Below are 15,905 nucleotides of genomic sequence, written 5' to 3' on the forward strand. Positions count from 1 at the left end.
ACCATACAGATGTACTGGAATAATCGCCTTGGTCTTGGATGTAATTGCAGACTCAACTTCGATAGGATCTATACACCAAGTAATAGGATCAACGTCTACAATAATAGGTCTGGCACCGACATATAGTACCGCATTTACCGTGGCTATAAAGGTAAGTGAAGGTACAATTACCTCATCTCCAGGTCCAATACCTAATGCATGTAAGGCAAGATGAAGCGCTGCAGTTCCGCTTTGAACAGCAACAGCCCTTTTAGCATTTAAACGTGCTGCCATGGCCGCTTCAAACTCTGGCACTAGAGGACCAACGGACGAAACAAAACCTGACCGCAGGGCCTCAACTACGGCCTTTTCTTCATCAATTCCTATGTATGGTGCATCAAGTTCCATCAACCCATAGCAGTACTTTATATGTGATATCTTGATGAATCATAAATGTGAAAATTTTTCTGAAACCACGATATAGTAATAGCAAGGCCCTCCTCTAAAGAAAATTTTGGTTTCCAGCCAGTAATATTTTTAAATAGCGAACTGTCGCATAGGAGTCTCTCTACTTCACTTCCAGTTTTTCTTTTTCTTTCGTCTTCCTGAATTATTTGTAATTTTTTTCCCATCAATCTCGCAATGAGGTGTGCCAAATCATATATGGAAATTTCTCTGCCGCTTCCAATATTAAACACTTTTCCTGCCACATCAGAAAGATGTGCTTCTATTAATGAGACATAAGCACTCACTGTGTCCTTGACGAAATTTAAATCTCTCGTGGGTGTCAAATTTCCGAGCTTGATAATGGCATCAGAACCTTGGTCCATTAATTGAGCAATTATAGTTGGAATAACTGCTCTAGTTGACTGTCTAGGTCCATAAGTATTAAAGGGGCGTGCAATGACCACTGGAAGATCAAAGCTATAATAGTAGCTAAGACACAATTGATCTGCGGCTATCTTTGAGGCAGAGTAAGGGGATTGTGGCTGTAAAGGATGATTCTCTTTTATTGGTACCTGCCGCGCAGTACCATAGACTTCACTTGTGGAAGTATGAATAATTCTTTCCACTCCCAGCTCTAGGCAGGCTTGAAGTACATTATAGGTACCTTGCACATTAGTTTTAATATAGGCTAGTGGCGACTTATAGGAATATGGAATCCCGATCAGGGCTGCCAGATGACAAACTGCATCGACATTTTTTACGGCTGATCTTACACTGTCATAGTCTCTGATATCACCAGAGACGACCTCTATATCTGCTTTATATTTGGATGTATTTAACCAACCCCATGAACCAAAAGAATTATAATGGACGAACGCTTTTACTGAATATCCATGTTCGAATAATGTTTCACATAAGTGAGACCCTATAAATCCCCCTGCACCTGTGATAAGTATCTTCATAACTAGTTTCTTTCCTTATATTTTTCGCACTTATCTGTTCCCGTTAAAAAGCTCCATAACGGAACACGATCGGTTATTTTTTTATATCATCCCGAATTATGCAGCTCGCAAGTTTGCCGAAGATGCGAGGCAGAGGGCACGCAGACGTACTTTGGTACTTCAAGTGCCCTACAACAAAAAGACCTCGGTAAAATTGCGAGCCCCTTGCGGCTTCAAATGCCTGAAGATTTATCACGGATTGAACTTCACCTTTTGGGTGAAGGCACAACGGGAAAAGATGCATGCTAACTATGCAATAACTCATAAAAATTACTTTCCTCAGGCATTTGAAGTGCATAATCTGGGGTCATATAGCCGAAATAAATAATCCTAATATGTAAACAAATCATTTTTTATAGGTAAAGTCATATCATTAATATTAATTTTCATTAATCTTAACATAAAAAGCTAACATGAGGTACAACCTTTAGGTACACCATAACACGTCCTACCCTATAGATGTTATCATATCACCGCCTCCGTCTCTTATCTGGGAACCAACCAGAAATTATTATTACCGTCTTTCCTAAGACGACGGCTATCACTCTGTCTTTTAACAGTCATTCACTTTGCCTCCACCGCATGACATCCTCATAGTGATCAACGTCGTATAACATTTCTAAGACATGAATTTTATAGCCCATTTTTTGTGCCTTATAAATCGTACGCTCAAATACCTCGCTGGTTCCCCACGGAATTTCGTGAAACAACTCTTGCCAATCTCTAAGCCCACTCCTTACGCCTATTAGATAATAGCCACCATCCTCGCATGGTCCCAACACGATATCCTGATAGAGGAGCCTTTTAAATGCCTGTTCAATGTGATATGCCCTTAAATCTGGCACATCTGTCCCCACAATGACCCCTATTTCAAAACCCATTTTAAATATTTCTAATAGGGCATTTTTCATACGCTGGCCAAGATCATCGCCAACTTGGGCCTTTACACTAAAGTTATTTACTAATGGCCAACTCCCGGTAAAAGTTGAAAAATCCTCAGGGTATGGGGTTAAAAACAAAAATCGGCTCGCGTTTACTTTCAAAACCTCTTGTAATGAATCAATATATAGTCGTTTAAAGCACGAAAAGGCCTCCTTTTCTCCAATTTCTCTTGCAAGACGCCTTTTTACAGCTCCCCTTACAGGTAATCTAGAAAAAACTATTACCGAACACCTATTAAACAATGACTCCACCTTGACATAGATCAATGGATTCTAGTTCAAAACAACATATCATAAAAATAAAATTCCAAAATCAGGAGATTAGCCATGAAAATCCTAAGAAAAATTATTGAAATAGATGAAGAGCTCTGTAATGGCTGCGGCCAGTGTGTCCCAGCCTGTGAAGAAGGAGCAATTGAGATCATAAATGGTAAGGCAAAACTAGTTGCCGAACGATACTGCGACGGACTTGGGGCATGTCTTGGAGAATGTCCTCAAGGGGCACTTAAGATAGTTGAAAGAGTTGCCGAAGATTTTGACGAGGAGGCTGTTGAAGAGCGGCTCAAGACAATGAAGGAGCAAAAGCCAATGGCCTGCGGATGTCCTTCGACCATGACTCAGTCCTGGGACGCACCTAAAAAGACCTGTGAAGACTTTTCACGGCCAACAATACTTGAAGAATCTGCCCTGAGCCACTGGCCAATCCAACTTCGCCTCGTCAATCCAGAGGCTCCATTTTTAAAGGATGCAGAACTACTCATTGCTTCTGACTGTACAGTAGCAGCATATCCGGCCTTTCATCAGGAGATGCTACCGGGAAAAGTCCTGCTAATGGGCTGCCCGAAGTTTGACGATATCTCTTTTTATAAAGAAAAGCTTATAGAAATATTTAAAAGGAATTCTATTCGATCCGTTACGAACGTCATCATGGAGGTACCTTGCTGCTCTGGTATGCCAAGACTGGTGGAGATGGCCATGGAGGAGGCAGGCGTAAGCATACCTACTAACACAGTAGTAATCGGCATCAAAGGCCAAAAACTTAGTACCTAAATCCTGCGTGGCAAAGGAGCGTGACTACGCTCCTTCTGCCATGCATGTTGGGCAAACTTTGCCATTGCAGGATTTAGGCAAATAAAAATAAAAAAGGGAGGATTTTGTATGAGGAAGTTTATGGGATTTGTAGGGGTTTTTCTGGCTATCATCCTACTTAATCCGCCAACGTCAATGGCGAGGCCATCTAAATGCGAGGAGTGCCACGTCAAAATCACTCCTGGCATAGTTAAGGACTTTAACCGGGGCAAGATGTCAAAGACTCTCACTTGTAAAAGCTGCCATGGCAGCTCTCATATGAGCGCTGCAGATGCTGACAAGGCAAAACTTCCAACAATCGCCACCTGTAAAAAGTGCCACAAAAAACAGGCAGATCAGTATCTATCAGGCAAACATGCCCTTGGAAGGATTGCCATGAACGCCATGCCAACTACCCACATGCAACCAAAGGCATTTATTGCTGGGCAGAAAGGATGCGGTGGCTGCCACACCTTGGGTCTTCTCGATGAAAAGGCCCGGGAAGATAAGGATAGACAGTACTACAAATACGGCATGGACTGCCAGAACTGTCATACAAGGCACACCTTTTCCAAGAAAGAGGCCCTCGAACCTGAGGCTTGTCAGACCTGCCATATGGGATTCGACCATCCACAGTGGGAGATGTGGTCCAGCTCCAAACATGGTGTGACCTATCTCATGCTAAGAGACATTGACCCCAAAAACAGGTCTAGAGTGCCAAAATGCCAGGACTGCCACATGCCTGAAGGTGACCACAGGGTCTTTACTGCATGGGGATTCCTCGGTGTAAGACTCCCTGAAGAGGACAAGGAATGGCTCAACTACAGGCTCACTATTTTGAAAGGGCTCGGTGTGCTCGATCCAGATGGCAATCCCACTGGTAGGCTGGATATTGTAAAGGCAGGCAAGGTTGCAAGACTCACTAAGGAAGAATTTGACAAAGAACGGGCTCGCATCAAGACTGTGTGCCTTAAGTGTCATGACAAAAACTTTGTCGATGCAAACTTCAAGAACGCCGATGCCATGTTAAAGGAAGCTGATAAGCTATTTGCCGAAGCCATCGAGACAGTAGCCGGTCTCTATAAAGACGGCATTATTAAAAAGAAACCCGGACAGGCATATGCCTATCCAGACCTCTTGGCCTTCTACGAAGTTGATACCAAGATTGAACAAATCCTCTACGAGATGTTCATGGATCACAGGATGAAGGCATTTCAGGCAACATTCCACATGAACCCCGACTATGCTACCTGGTATGGTTATGCAAAGTTAAAGAAGGATCTCGCCGAAATAAAGGAATTGGCAAAGGAGATGAGAGAGAGTCACGCTAAAAAATAGGCTGTAGGACATTGGTTAAACTATTGAGCGGAGGGGGCTTAGGCCCCCTCTTTTTTTGACCTACCTTAAATACAACAGTTCCATGCCTATCCAATTGGATTGGGATCATTTCCGGTTTGTACCGAACACAGGCGTTAGCCGTATATCACAAGGACCTTCAAGATAAGACAACAGTCTAGTATAGGCCGAATCAGGCTGCGATCCACTAAGATAAGGGCAGATGACTATTCATATAGAAATTAGTGTAATTTGTTTACTTTCTATGCACTAAATCCCCACCACAAATTTTGTTGCACAACTTATGAGTTTTGGGTTAAAAAGTATGCACTTTTTGCACTTTCCTTCCAGGAGAAACTTGTGAATGGTCGTTTTTTAATTGTCAAATTGTTGTTGACAACACTCATTTTTCTCAATTCCCAAAGGGCACTTGCCTATAGTCAAGCTAAAGAGTTTTTATTATTTCAAGAAATTCCAAAGGTAACAAGTGCTTCACGACAAGTAGTAAATATCCTGGAATCTCCCGCCACATCCTCAATTATTACAAGAGAAGACATAATTCACAGCGGATACAATTCAATTTCGGAATTGCTACGATACGTTACAGGAGTCAATTTTTTTAAAAACACTGAATCACATTTCAGCATTGGAATAAGAGGCGTTAATGGCCTACAGGCAAGCAACGTACTCGTTTTGGTAGATGGAAGGCCTATTTTTTCGCCTACTAGAAATACCAATCAATGTTCACTAATACCGGAAATTCCAGACGACATAGAACGTATAGAAATAATAAGAGGGCCAGGATCTGTCCTCTATGGTTCAAATGCCTTTTCAGGAATCATCAACATAATAAGCCGCCCCCCAGAAGCCTATAATGACACAACTGTTTCTATATCACAGGGCACCTTTGGCGATGAAATGTACAATATTAGCACTGGAAAAACAAATGGACAATTTGCCTACAAACTTCTTGGTTCTTGGAGGAGAAAAAATTTCAGTGCAGATCACGAAAAACCAGTTGAAGAACTCCTCATATTATCTGGAGAGGCCACATACGATTTTAGCCCAAATTCTGACCTCGATTTCTCATTTGGATTTTCCAATGGAAAGATCTTGTTCTTTCCTTCCTCCTCACTGTCTCCATATTATCAAAAGGGATTCGATGGCTTTTTTAGAACAAAACTCAATCACAATGATTTAACAATCGATGCATGGTGGCGACACTTTGATACATCTGGAGACTTTAACTTCTTTGACAGAATCAACTGGTATTTTGATAACTTAAATCTACTCGTACAACACAGTTCAACCCTTAATGTACATAAATTTGTCTACGGTTTTGAAACAAGATTTGCAAATCTCCAAGCCACTTCCTATGACAGGTGGCACAAACAGCTGCTTTTTAGCATCTTCGCCGAAGATAAGTGGAAAATCGATAATAAAACCAATTTTTTTACTGGGCTCAGGATTGACCATCATAGCGAAGCAGGTTTCGCTATATCCCCCAGATTTAGTCTAGTCTTTGCCATAACCCCATCACAATCCTTGAGGTTTACCATATCAAGGGCATTCAAGTACCCCTCATATCTACAAAATTATATAGATTCAAAATTGCAATTCATGAGCCAAACAGGCAACAGGGAATTGGATCCTGAAGTACTAACAAGTGCTGAAATTGCGTACCAAATATACAATCCGTCCGTGTCCTCACTTACAGTCGCGGCATTCTTCAACAAGTACAGAGAGTTAATAGATACGAATGTTTTTTTGAAGAACAATAGGTTAAATGTTTCATTTAGCAATCAGTATGACATGTATCAATATGGCTTTGAGCTTGAATGGAACTATAGGATTAACGCTAATATACTCTTTAAGACCAACTACAGCTATGTTTGGAAGCAAAAAAAAGATCTTTTGACCTTTGGTCCTGTCCCTACAAATCAACTAAACGGAGAAATCAGATATGAATTTACCAATGATTTCTGGATAGATTTACGAGTCCATTGGCAGGATAAATCTGACTATACAGACTCAGTAAAGCCATTTGAAATTTTAAACGCCCTATCGCACTCCCTCCTGCCGTCAAATGATTTAAACTACATCTATGGTCTACTGGCCCCCTCCCCTAGTTGGCAAAAACTAGAAAGTTTTACTTTGGCAGACCTTTCCTTTGGATATAAACCAATAGATAAAGAATGGAGTTTGGTAGGAGCTATTCACAATCTATTTCATAGCACCCACTCAGAGAACCCAACTGGTTATACTGCTTCGACTGCGGTAACTGTTCAAATAAAATATAGCTTTTAAATATGACAAATTTTAATCTAAAAAAGATACTTTTTATATTAATAACACTCACGTCTTTGCTGATTACCAGTAAGGCATATCCTCAGGCAAACAAGCCAGATAGTGATTTAAAGATACTCATAATAATATCCAGCAACCATAAATCATATTTAGAGGCATATCATGCATTAGTAGAAGAAATCATTAAAAGATATTCAAAAGCAAAAATAATGCATATTATTATAGACGAAGAATATTTACTGATTTTAAAAAAATTAAAAAAGACTTTTTTACCTTCATTAATAATTTCCATTGGAACAGAGGCTACAATTAAAGCTATAAATCTATTCCCCAACACATTAAAAGTATTTACTATGGTATTAGATCCTAATGAAAAAATTCTAAATGCGCAAAAAACATATGGAGTAGCCTTAGATGTTCCATATAAAAAAATATTAAAAGAATTGACACGCATTTGTCCTGAAACAAGACTTGTAGGGACAATATATACCAATGAAGGACTACATCATGCAGACAGACTCCATCGAATTTCAAATGAAATGGGATTTGACTTTCTTGGATTAAAACTTAATACTGAAAAAGATATAGAACGACAATTCAAGCCATTTATCAAAAAAGTCCAGGCAATAATAGCAATTCCAGATCCAAATGTCTTTAATAGCATTATTACTCCAAGAATAATCTATTTTAGCATAAAATTTAAAAGACCTTTTGTTGGATTATCCAAGAATTTTACCGCTTCTGGTGCACTTTTTTCTCTAGATTCTAGTTTTAGTTCAATTGGCAGACAGACTGCTCTATTGAGTTTAAAGTTGCTTAGAAAAGAGCATATAGATCATAAGATAGAATATCCTAATTTTTATACTGTATATCTAAATATTAGAACTGCTAAAGTCATTGGTTTGAATATAAAAAGAGATATTCTACATCAATTTAAAGTCATTGAATATTAAAGTATGGCTCCAATCAAGTCCAAATTAACTTCAAAATTTATTCTACTTATTTCATCTATTATCAGTGTTGGTTTTATAAGCCTTGGCATTTTTTTCTTACATAATCAAAAAGTTCTTCTTTTGAGCGATGCAGAGGAACTTGCTACAGCTCTTACAACAAATCTTGCAGCCAATAGTGTTTATGGACTTATAACACACGATAAAAAAGAACTCAAAAAGCTCATTGACTCCCTTGGCCATGTAAGAGATATTAAATTTTCATGGATAGAGGACAATAAAGGGAATATATTGGTATACTCAGGTGAGTTATCAAATAAAAAAATACAAAAATTACACAAAAAAATTGAGGAATATTCAAAAAACTTTTATATGGGCAATAAGCTCTTCCTAAAAAATCCAATTATAATAGATAATATCTCTAACTTTTCCAATTTACTAATATCCATGAGTCCGGTAGTTGAACAACCTCTTCCTGATAAGGAAGCATTATTTTTTGACACACCTATAATCAAAGATCAAAATTTTTATCTTGGAAAAGTAGTCATAGGTATATCCTTAAATAGGATAAATAAAAATCTCAAATATGCTACGATTCAATCGTTATTTATAATAATGACCATTGCAATAATATCTTTATTTATAACAATTCTAATGTTAATAATGATTACCCGTCCCCTTTCTAAATTAAAGAATGCTACAGTTCAGGTTATGCAAGGCAAAATTCCAGACTCAGTAAATGTTTCAACACGAGATGAAATTGGAGAATTGGCAGAGGCGTTTAACAAAATGATTCATCAAGTGTTGAGTAGCAAGAAGGCCCTAGAGCTGGCCAATCGAGAACTTGAACAAGTAAATTTAAGTCTTGAAGAAAAAGTAAGAGAAAGGACCGAGGCGTTGAGAAACACAGTAGCTGAGCTTACCGCTGCCAGAGATGAAATAGAAAAAGCATATCATGAAATGAAATTAATGCATGATGCAAAAACTACTTTTCTACGTACTGCCTCTCACGAATTACGTACCCCTCTAACAGCGATAAAAGCCAATCTCGACTATATGTACACCTATCTTAGACATAACATGTCTGGAGAAATGCAAGAAATAATTGAAGCAGCTAGAAAAAACTGTAAAAACATGCAGAAAATAGTCGAAGATATGCTAAAGATTGTAAGGATTGATTCTAATAATTTACCACTGGAAGTAAATACGATTAAACTAAAAGATATAATCTTACAGGTAATAAGCGAACTAAAAAGTTTACAAAAAAATCGAATAATTTCTGTAGATATTCCCGATGATTTGGAACTTGAATGTGACGCTGCAAAAATCCACGATCTTTGTTTTAATTTATTGAGTAATGCCTTAAAATTCACTGACGACCACGGGAAAATATTTATTAAAGGAAATGTGGAAAAGGAAAATGTTGTTTTTTCGATTGAAGACAATGGAATCGGCATCTCATCAAAAGATATCGTTCATATCTTTGAACCATTTTATCAGGCCCATCAAAGCAAGCAAGGTACTGGACTCGGTCTAGCCATTGTAAACGCAATAATCCAAAACCACCATGGAAATATAAGAGTGGAATCGAATCTAGGGGTAGGTACAAAATTTACTGTAAAAATCCCCTTAAAATTTAGATATGAGTACATATAATATATTGAGAAAAATTTTTAATAAAAACACAACGTTTAAAAAGAATGGAGTTTGGAGGCCCATCATTGGGAATCAAAGATCGCGTACTCTTGATTGAAGACTTTGAAGATACAGTCAAGATACTCAAAAAACTCTTGGAAATAAACGGCTTTGAGGTCGATACTGCTCTCACCTTGGCAGAGGCCTATCAAAAACTCCATTCCACCACCCCTGATGTAATCTTACTAGACATCAATCTTCCTGACGGAAGCGGTTTAGATTTTTTAACAGAGCTTAGAAGCATCTATCCGGACATACCGGTTATAATGCTGACAGCCTACACTGAGATCGAAAATGCCATTAGATCTTTACAACACGGCGTAGATGACTTTATCCCCAAGCCCTTTGACAGCTCCTATCTACTGCACTCTATAGCAAAGGCAGTTGAAAAGCACAAACTCAAGGACCGACTCAAAAAATCGGAGAAGTTTCGAATAATAGGTGAACTGGCTTCTGGGGTAGCCCACGACTTTAACAATCTCCTCCAGTCCATGAATGTCCACTTAATGCTTTTAAAAGACAGTCTCTCATCTCCTGAAAAGGCCATGGAATACATCAACGCACTTGAAGATGTCCTAGAAAATGCAATCTCCGTTTGTAATCGCCTAAATTCTATGGGGAGAAAACAGGACATAGACCTAACGGTCGTTGAACTGGCACAACTTGTCCGGGAAACTGTACTGTTGACCAAGGCAAAATGGTATCATGAACCCAAAAAAAGGGGAAAACATATATCTATAGAAACAGATCTAAAAAAAGACGTCTACGTAAAAGTAAACCCTGCAGAACTAAGAGAAGTATTTACAAATCTTATTTTTAATGCGGTAGATGCCATGGATTCCAGTGGAGAAATAAAGATTTCAGTAAAAAAAGACAAAAACCTCGCTATTTGCTCTGTAGAGGACAACGGAACAGGTATATCGCAGGACGTGATTGACAAGATATTTGATCCTTTTTTTACCACAAAAGAAAATGGTTCAGGCCTCGGCCTCTCAATTTCATTTTCCATTATACAGCGTTTTAATGGGGATATCTCAGTAAAAAGCATACCTGGCAAAGGCACGACCTTTATGATAACCCTTCCCTGTTCAAAACCTGCCAAATAACTTATTGTTTAAAGACAACCTTTAGGAACTATGAATCCAAAAAACATAAAAATACTTTTTGCATCAAAAAAAATACCAGAGGCCTCATTAGTAGCGGCTGCAAAGGCGCTTTCCGTTTCAGGTGGAGAGGTGAATGCCATTGCCGCCTCCGGGAATTCATCATTTGATGTCCAAAAACTGAAAAGCTTTTTTAAAGAGCATTCACTAGGTGAAATCCCCCAGTTGCACTCCATGGAACAAGTTGATTTTCACACCTTTGATCTCGTAGTGTATCTCTCAGACACAGACGAATTAGATATCTATCCCAGGCTTCCAGGCAATCCACCCATGCTCACTTGGAAACTAGACGGAAAAGGGGATTCCAGAGAAGAAGACCTTAGACAGATCCTAGAGAGGACCCATGACCTCTTTTCTCACGGCTACCTAGATGCATTGGTAACATATAAAAGACATGGAGACCTAGTCCTCGAAAGCCTTAATGAAGGTATAATCGCCCACGATCTCAAAAGACGAATCTTTTTGTTCAACAGGGCAGCAGAAAGGATTACGGGTTTTAACAAAGAAGAAGTGTTGGGCAAAGACTGTCATGAAGTCTTTCCAGGGAAATTCTGTGGAGAAAAATGTTCATTCTGCAGGCTTGGTACCCCTGGCCTTGATGAACTGGACAAGGAGTATTCCGTATCTTTAGTATCCAAGGATGGCAAAAAACGCACCATAACCATGAATCTCTTCCCTATAGAGGGGCCAAATAAGAAACCCCTTGGAGTTGTAGCAGCCTTTAGAGACATCACCGAAGAACTCAGGCTTAGAAGGCTGCTCACGCCCTCCACCTCGTTCCATGGCATGATAGGGAAGGACCCCAGGATGCAAGACCTTTTTGCCCTCATAGAGGATGTGGCAAAAAGCAATGTGCCAGTATTGATCTTAGGGGAATCAGGCACTGGTAAGGAACTCGTGGCCTCACTTATCCATCACCTCAGTCCCAGAAAAGATCACCTTTTCGTACCTGTAAACTGTGGAGCCATCCCAGAAAATCTCTTGGAGAGTGAACTCTTTGGACATGAAAAAGGGGCATTTACAGGGGCTATCAGGGAAAAAAGGGGAAGATTTGAACTGGCTCACAAGGGCACCCTTTTCCTCGACGAGATAGGTGATCTCCCTCTACCCATGCAGGTAAAACTACTTAGGGTGTTACAAAACGGTACTTTTGAGCGGGTTGGTGGTGAAAAGACCATTAACGTCGATGTGAGAATTATAGCCGCTACCAACAAAGATCTGAAAGAAGCGGTTCGGAAAGGGGAATTTCGCGAAGACCTTTATTACAGGATTTGCGTATTGCCCATAACCATCCCTCCTCTAAGGGAAAGAAAGGAAGACATTCCCCTCCTTGCCATACATTTTCTTAAGGATGCCTTGAAAACCACAGGTAAAAGGCCTGAAGACATGGTTATCAGTCCAGAGGCAATGGCAATACTAAGGGACTATGACTGGCCTGGCAATGTACGAGAACTTCAAAATGCCATACAATACGCATTGGTCCGCTGTAAGACACGGGTCATTGCGCCAGAGCATCTTCCAGCAAGCATCTTGAAGTCCAAGAGCCGAGTAATAGAGATTGATCGCACTCCAAGGACTAGAGGAAGAAGGCCTCTCAATCTTTCGCCAGAGGCAGTAAAAGAAGCACTCATTAAAACAGGGGGAAATAAAAAACAGGCAGCTTCTCTACTTGGTATATCTAGGGCATCGCTCTATAGATACCTACAAAAGAATATGCATTGACCCAAACTTTCATGACGAACGAATTCGTCACCCCCCATATAAAAGTTTTGAGTGTTGAGTGTTGAGTTTTGAGTTGAAGGAAAAGAGCTTTAAAAGTTTTGAGTTTTGAGTTTTAAGTGTTGAGTTGAAGGAAGAAAACTTTGATTCTTGAACTTTTTTTTGACAACTTCGCTCTCCTGCCTCTGGCTTTTGTACTGGCAGGGCTTCCTTCTACCTTCTACCTTCTTCCTACTATACAAAACGAATTGTTTTCCCTAATAGTGTATCAATGTCTCAAAATAATGTATCAAAAATGTGTTTTTGATACATTTTAAGACATTTTTAAACTATCCTATTGGAATTATTTATTTTTTCCGTATTTTTCAAAAATCCAACCTTCATTTTACTCTAAATGTGTCTCAATTTTTTGCCTTTTTGATACACACAACTTTGTCCCTAGTGGTTCCTCACCCACACCTAAACACAATTTTATCAATAATTACAGAAAATTATTCTCTTGGCACAAAATATGCTCAATAAATTTGTACCATGAATAACAAAAAAAACTATGCAAATAAAATCACAATCGACCGATTAATTATGAAAGCTATGAGTTTGTCAGAGTCGCTGCTGACAATCTCAGAAATAGGAGAAGCAGTGAGCCAAACTGATAGGGAGAGGCTTCTGTTCAGTGTCATAAGGGACTGCGCCTTTAAGATTAGAAAAGAACTTGCAAAGGAAACAGGCATTGATGAGCTGTTTTCCATATAAAAACAAAACGTTCTGACATGAATCAACCCAGTAAGGGAAACAAAACCTGTAAAAAAGGAGGTATGTACTATGGATGTTTTGATGCTTTCGCGGTTACAATTTGCCGCAGCCTCGATGTTTCACTTCCTATTCGTCCCGCTCACACTTGGTCTGTCGATTCTCACGGCAATATACGAGACCAAGTACGTGAACACGGGCGATGAGGACTACAAAAGGGCTGCGAAGTTTTGGGGAAAGCTATTTTTAATCAACTTTGCCCTTGGTGTGGTAACAGGTATAACCCTAGAATTCCAGTTTGGTACAAACTGGTCTGCCTACTCCAAATATGTTGGAGACGTATTTGGCTCACTCCTGGCAATAGAGGCCACCCTTGCCTTCTATCTGGAAAGCACCTTTATAGGTGTTTGGGTCTTTACATGGAATAAAGTAAAACCCAAGACCCACGCACTCTTTATCTGGCTTGTAGCCATAGCATCCAATGTTTCAGCCCTGTGGATCTTGATCGCAAATGGATGGATGCAACATCCTGTAGGCTACGTGCTTAGAAACGGAAGAGCCGAACTCGATGATTTCATTGCTGTTGTTACCAACAAATTTGGACTCCTTGAATTCTTACACACAGTAAGCGGTGCCTACATACTTAGTGGCTTTTTCGTAATGGGTGTATGCGCCTGGCACCTCCTTAGAAAAAATGAGGTGGAGTTTTTCAAAAAATCCTTTCGAGTGGCTGCAACCTTCACTCTCATCTTTGCGATTTTTGAGATTTTCAACGGCCACATCCATGGTTCAGAGGTAGCGGAAACTCAGCCCACAAAGCTTGCAGCAATGGAATCAATTTGGGAGACCCAAAAGAGTGCTCCAATGTATCTTTTTGTTGTACCTGATGCTGAGAATGAGAGAAATTCCGTTGAACTCTTCCCTATTCCAGGCCTACTGAGTCTACTTTCACACCACTCCACTTCTGCTGAAGTAAAAGGACTAAAGGACTTCCCAAAGGAAGAGCGTCCTCCAGTGGGACTGACCTTCTTCAATTTTAGAATAATGGTAGGGCTAGGCTTTTTCTTTGGACTTATTGCCATCTTGGCCTGGCTCAAGAGGAATGCGCCTGAAACTGCCCCTGGGCTATTGAAGACGCTAATATATACTATCCCATTACCTTACCTTGCCATTGAGGCAGGTTGGGTTGTGGCTGAGGTTGGAAGGCAGCCTTGGATAGTCTATGGACTCATGAAAACAAAGGATGCAGTAAGCATACTTGCAAGTTCTCAAGTTTTTATCTCGTTTATAGCATTTGTTGCCTTTTATGCCTTCTTGGGAATCATAGACTTTTATCTGCTTGCAAAGTATGCCCGCAAAGGCCCTGAGGCCGCTAAATAAAAAAGGGAGGTGACAACAATGCTAGAAACTATATGGTTCGTTCTTTGGGGAGTCCTTTGGGCAGCGTATTTTATGTTGGACGGCTTTGACCTGGGCATAGGCACCCTTATGCCCTTTCTTGCAAAATCTGAAGAAGACAAAAGATATATGTACAATGCCATGGGTCCGTTCTGGGACGGCAACGAAGTATGGCTCATTACTGCAGGAGGGGCCACCTTTGCAGCCTTTCCAACTGCCTATGCCGTCATGTTTAATGGTCTTTACTCAGCCCTACTCCTCCTCCTCTTTGCACTTATTGCAAGGGGAGTAACCTTCGAATTTAGAGGAAAGCTAGAGGGGAGTTCATGGAAATCTCTCTGGGATCTATTTCATTTTGTTGGAAGCTTTCTCCCTGCGCTTCTACTGGGCGTAGCCTTTGCCAACATATTTGCAGGCATTCCAATAGATAAAAATGGAGTATATCAAGGTACTTTCTTTAGTCTCCTCAATCCCTATGGCTTACTTGGAGGAATTTTATTTGTCCTAATGTTTGTCACCCATGGTGCCTTGTGGCTTGCCATCAAAACCAAGGGAGACCTTTACCAACGTGCCCTTAGTACTGCACAAAAGACCTGGGTGGCACAGCTCATCGTGGCAGTGGTGTTTCTTGCATTCACCTTTGTAAAGACCGACCTATTCAAAAACTACTTTACCTATCCATTCCTGTTGATAATTCCACTTATTGCAGTTAGCTCCCTATTAGTGATGAGAAAATTCATGGTTGATGGATCAGAAATAAAGGCTTGGATAGCATCTGCCCTCCACATAGTTGGAGTAACCCTGTTTGGGATAGGCGGCCTTTATCCAAGACTCTTACCCAGTTCTATAAACCCAGAATTTAATGTCACTATTTGGAACGCATCCTCTAGCCCACTTACCCTAAAAATCATGCTTGGGGTGGCCCTGATTATGGTTCCAATAGTAATAGCTTACCAGACTTGGGTATATCTATTCCTGGGCCATAAGCTGACAGAAGAGGATCTTGAATACGAAGAGGCATATTAGCTCGGATTATGCAGCTCGCAAGTTTGCCGAAGATGCGTGGCGGAGGGCACGCAGTGCATAATCTGGGATTAGGAGATTGGGCAAACCTTACGAGCTGCATACACTGAGATTAGAACAGCTACCAAT

13 protein-coding genes are annotated in these 15,905 nt (G+C 40.1%); 10 read left to right on the plus strand and 3 right to left on the minus strand.

What is annotated here, in order from left to right; genetic code table 11:
• From DBT_RS08960 to DBT_RS08970, 3 genes are all read right to left on the minus strand, one after another.
• A partial coding sequence (locus DBT_RS08960) for an aminotransferase class I/II-fold pyridoxal phosphate-dependent enzyme (protein ID WP_141674267.1) occupies positions 1-387 on the minus strand: 387 nt, incomplete at its 3' end.
• Between the two features lie 17 nt (positions 388-404).
• Positions 405-1,388 (minus strand): SDR family NAD(P)-dependent oxidoreductase, encoded by a 984-nt coding sequence (locus DBT_RS08965; protein WP_067619443.1) that lies wholly within the window; start codon positions 1,386-1,388, stop codon positions 405-407.
• Between the two features lie 599 nt (positions 1,389-1,987).
• Entirely contained in the window at positions 1,988-2,620 is a 633-nt protein-coding gene (locus DBT_RS08970; protein ID WP_161939953.1) for a TIGR04282 family arsenosugar biosynthesis glycosyltransferase, read from the minus strand.
• A 75-nt stretch (positions 2,621-2,695) separates the two neighbouring features.
• On the opposite strand from DBT_RS08970, the gene DBT_RS08975 reads away from it, so the two are divergent.
• From DBT_RS08975 to cydB, 10 genes are all read left to right on the plus strand, one after another.
• Positions 2,696-3,418: an ATP-binding protein gene (locus DBT_RS08975; RefSeq protein ID WP_067619449.1), complete on the plus strand. Its 723-nt coding sequence runs from the start codon at positions 2,696-2,698 to the stop codon at positions 3,416-3,418.
• Positions 3,419-3,526: 108 nt separating this feature from the next.
• Positions 3,527-4,774: a multiheme c-type cytochrome gene (locus tag DBT_RS08980; protein WP_067619452.1), complete on the plus strand. Its 1,248-nt coding sequence runs from the start codon at positions 3,527-3,529 to the stop codon at positions 4,772-4,774.
• A gap of 357 nt (positions 4,775-5,131) precedes the next feature.
• On the plus strand, positions 5,132-7,078 hold the full coding sequence (locus tag DBT_RS08985) for a TonB-dependent receptor plug domain-containing protein (protein ID WP_067619455.1): 1,947 nt from the start codon (positions 5,132-5,134) through the stop codon (positions 7,076-7,078).
• 2 nt (positions 7,079-7,080) lie between these two features.
• Entirely contained in the window at positions 7,081-8,031 is a 951-nt protein-coding gene (locus DBT_RS08990; RefSeq protein ID WP_067619458.1) for an ABC transporter substrate-binding protein, read from the plus strand.
• Positions 8,032-8,034: 3 nt separating this feature from the next.
• The gene (locus tag DBT_RS08995; protein ID WP_067619461.1) at positions 8,035-9,684 is read left to right on the plus strand and encodes an ATP-binding response regulator; all 1,650 of its coding nucleotides are present in this window, start codon (positions 8,035-8,037) and stop codon (positions 9,682-9,684) included.
• A 65-nt stretch (positions 9,685-9,749) separates the two neighbouring features.
• Complete coding sequence (locus tag DBT_RS09000) at positions 9,750-10,829, plus strand: sensor histidine kinase (protein ID WP_161939954.1); 1,080 nt, start codon at positions 9,750-9,752, stop codon at positions 10,827-10,829.
• A 30-nt stretch (positions 10,830-10,859) separates the two neighbouring features.
• Positions 10,860-12,608 (plus strand): sigma-54 interaction domain-containing protein, encoded by a 1,749-nt coding sequence (locus DBT_RS12745; RefSeq protein ID WP_279614880.1) that lies wholly within the window; start codon positions 10,860-10,862, stop codon positions 12,606-12,608.
• Between the two features lie 528 nt (positions 12,609-13,136).
• Entirely contained in the window at positions 13,137-13,358 is a 222-nt protein-coding gene (locus DBT_RS11975) for a hypothetical protein (protein WP_141674268.1), read from the plus strand.
• A 69-nt stretch (positions 13,359-13,427) separates the two neighbouring features.
• On the plus strand, positions 13,428-14,735 hold the full coding sequence (locus tag DBT_RS09010) for a cytochrome ubiquinol oxidase subunit I (RefSeq protein ID WP_067619467.1): 1,308 nt from the start codon (positions 13,428-13,430) through the stop codon (positions 14,733-14,735).
• Between the two features lie 18 nt (positions 14,736-14,753).
• On the plus strand, positions 14,754-15,779 hold the full coding sequence (cydB, locus tag DBT_RS09015; protein WP_067619470.1) for a cytochrome d ubiquinol oxidase subunit II: 1,026 nt from the start codon (positions 14,754-14,756) through the stop codon (positions 15,777-15,779).
• Positions 15,780-15,905 lie beyond the last annotated feature (126 nt).

Origin of the sequence: Dissulfuribacter thermophilus, assembly GCF_001687335.1 — a bacterium.
Taxonomy (GTDB): Bacteria; Desulfobacterota; Dissulfuribacteria; order Dissulfuribacterales; family Dissulfuribacteraceae; genus Dissulfuribacter; species Dissulfuribacter thermophilus.

Coding starts and splice junctions, on each gene's coding strand:
- DBT_RS08965 (WP_067619443.1), bottom strand. CDS start 1,388: ATGAAGATACTTATCACAGGTGCAGGGGGATTTATAGGGTCTCACTTA.
- DBT_RS08975 (WP_067619449.1), top strand. CDS start 2,696: ATGAAAATCCTAAGAAAAATTATTGAAATAGATGAAGAGCTCTGTAAT.
- DBT_RS08980 (WP_067619452.1), top strand. CDS start 3,527: ATGAGGAAGTTTATGGGATTTGTAGGGGTTTTTCTGGCTATCATCCTA.
- DBT_RS08990 (WP_067619458.1), top strand. CDS start 7,081: ATGACAAATTTTAATCTAAAAAAGATACTTTTTATATTAATAACACTC.
- DBT_RS08995 (WP_067619461.1), top strand. CDS start 8,035: ATGGCTCCAATCAAGTCCAAATTAACTTCAAAATTTATTCTACTTATT.
- DBT_RS12745 (WP_279614880.1), top strand. CDS start 10,860: ATGAATCCAAAAAACATAAAAATACTTTTTGCATCAAAAAAAATACCA.
- DBT_RS11975 (WP_141674268.1), top strand. CDS start 13,137: ATGAATAACAAAAAAAACTATGCAAATAAAATCACAATCGACCGATTA.
- DBT_RS09010 (WP_067619467.1), top strand. CDS start 13,428: ATGGATGTTTTGATGCTTTCGCGGTTACAATTTGCCGCAGCCTCGATG.
- cydB (WP_067619470.1), top strand. CDS start 14,754: ATGCTAGAAACTATATGGTTCGTTCTTTGGGGAGTCCTTTGGGCAGCG.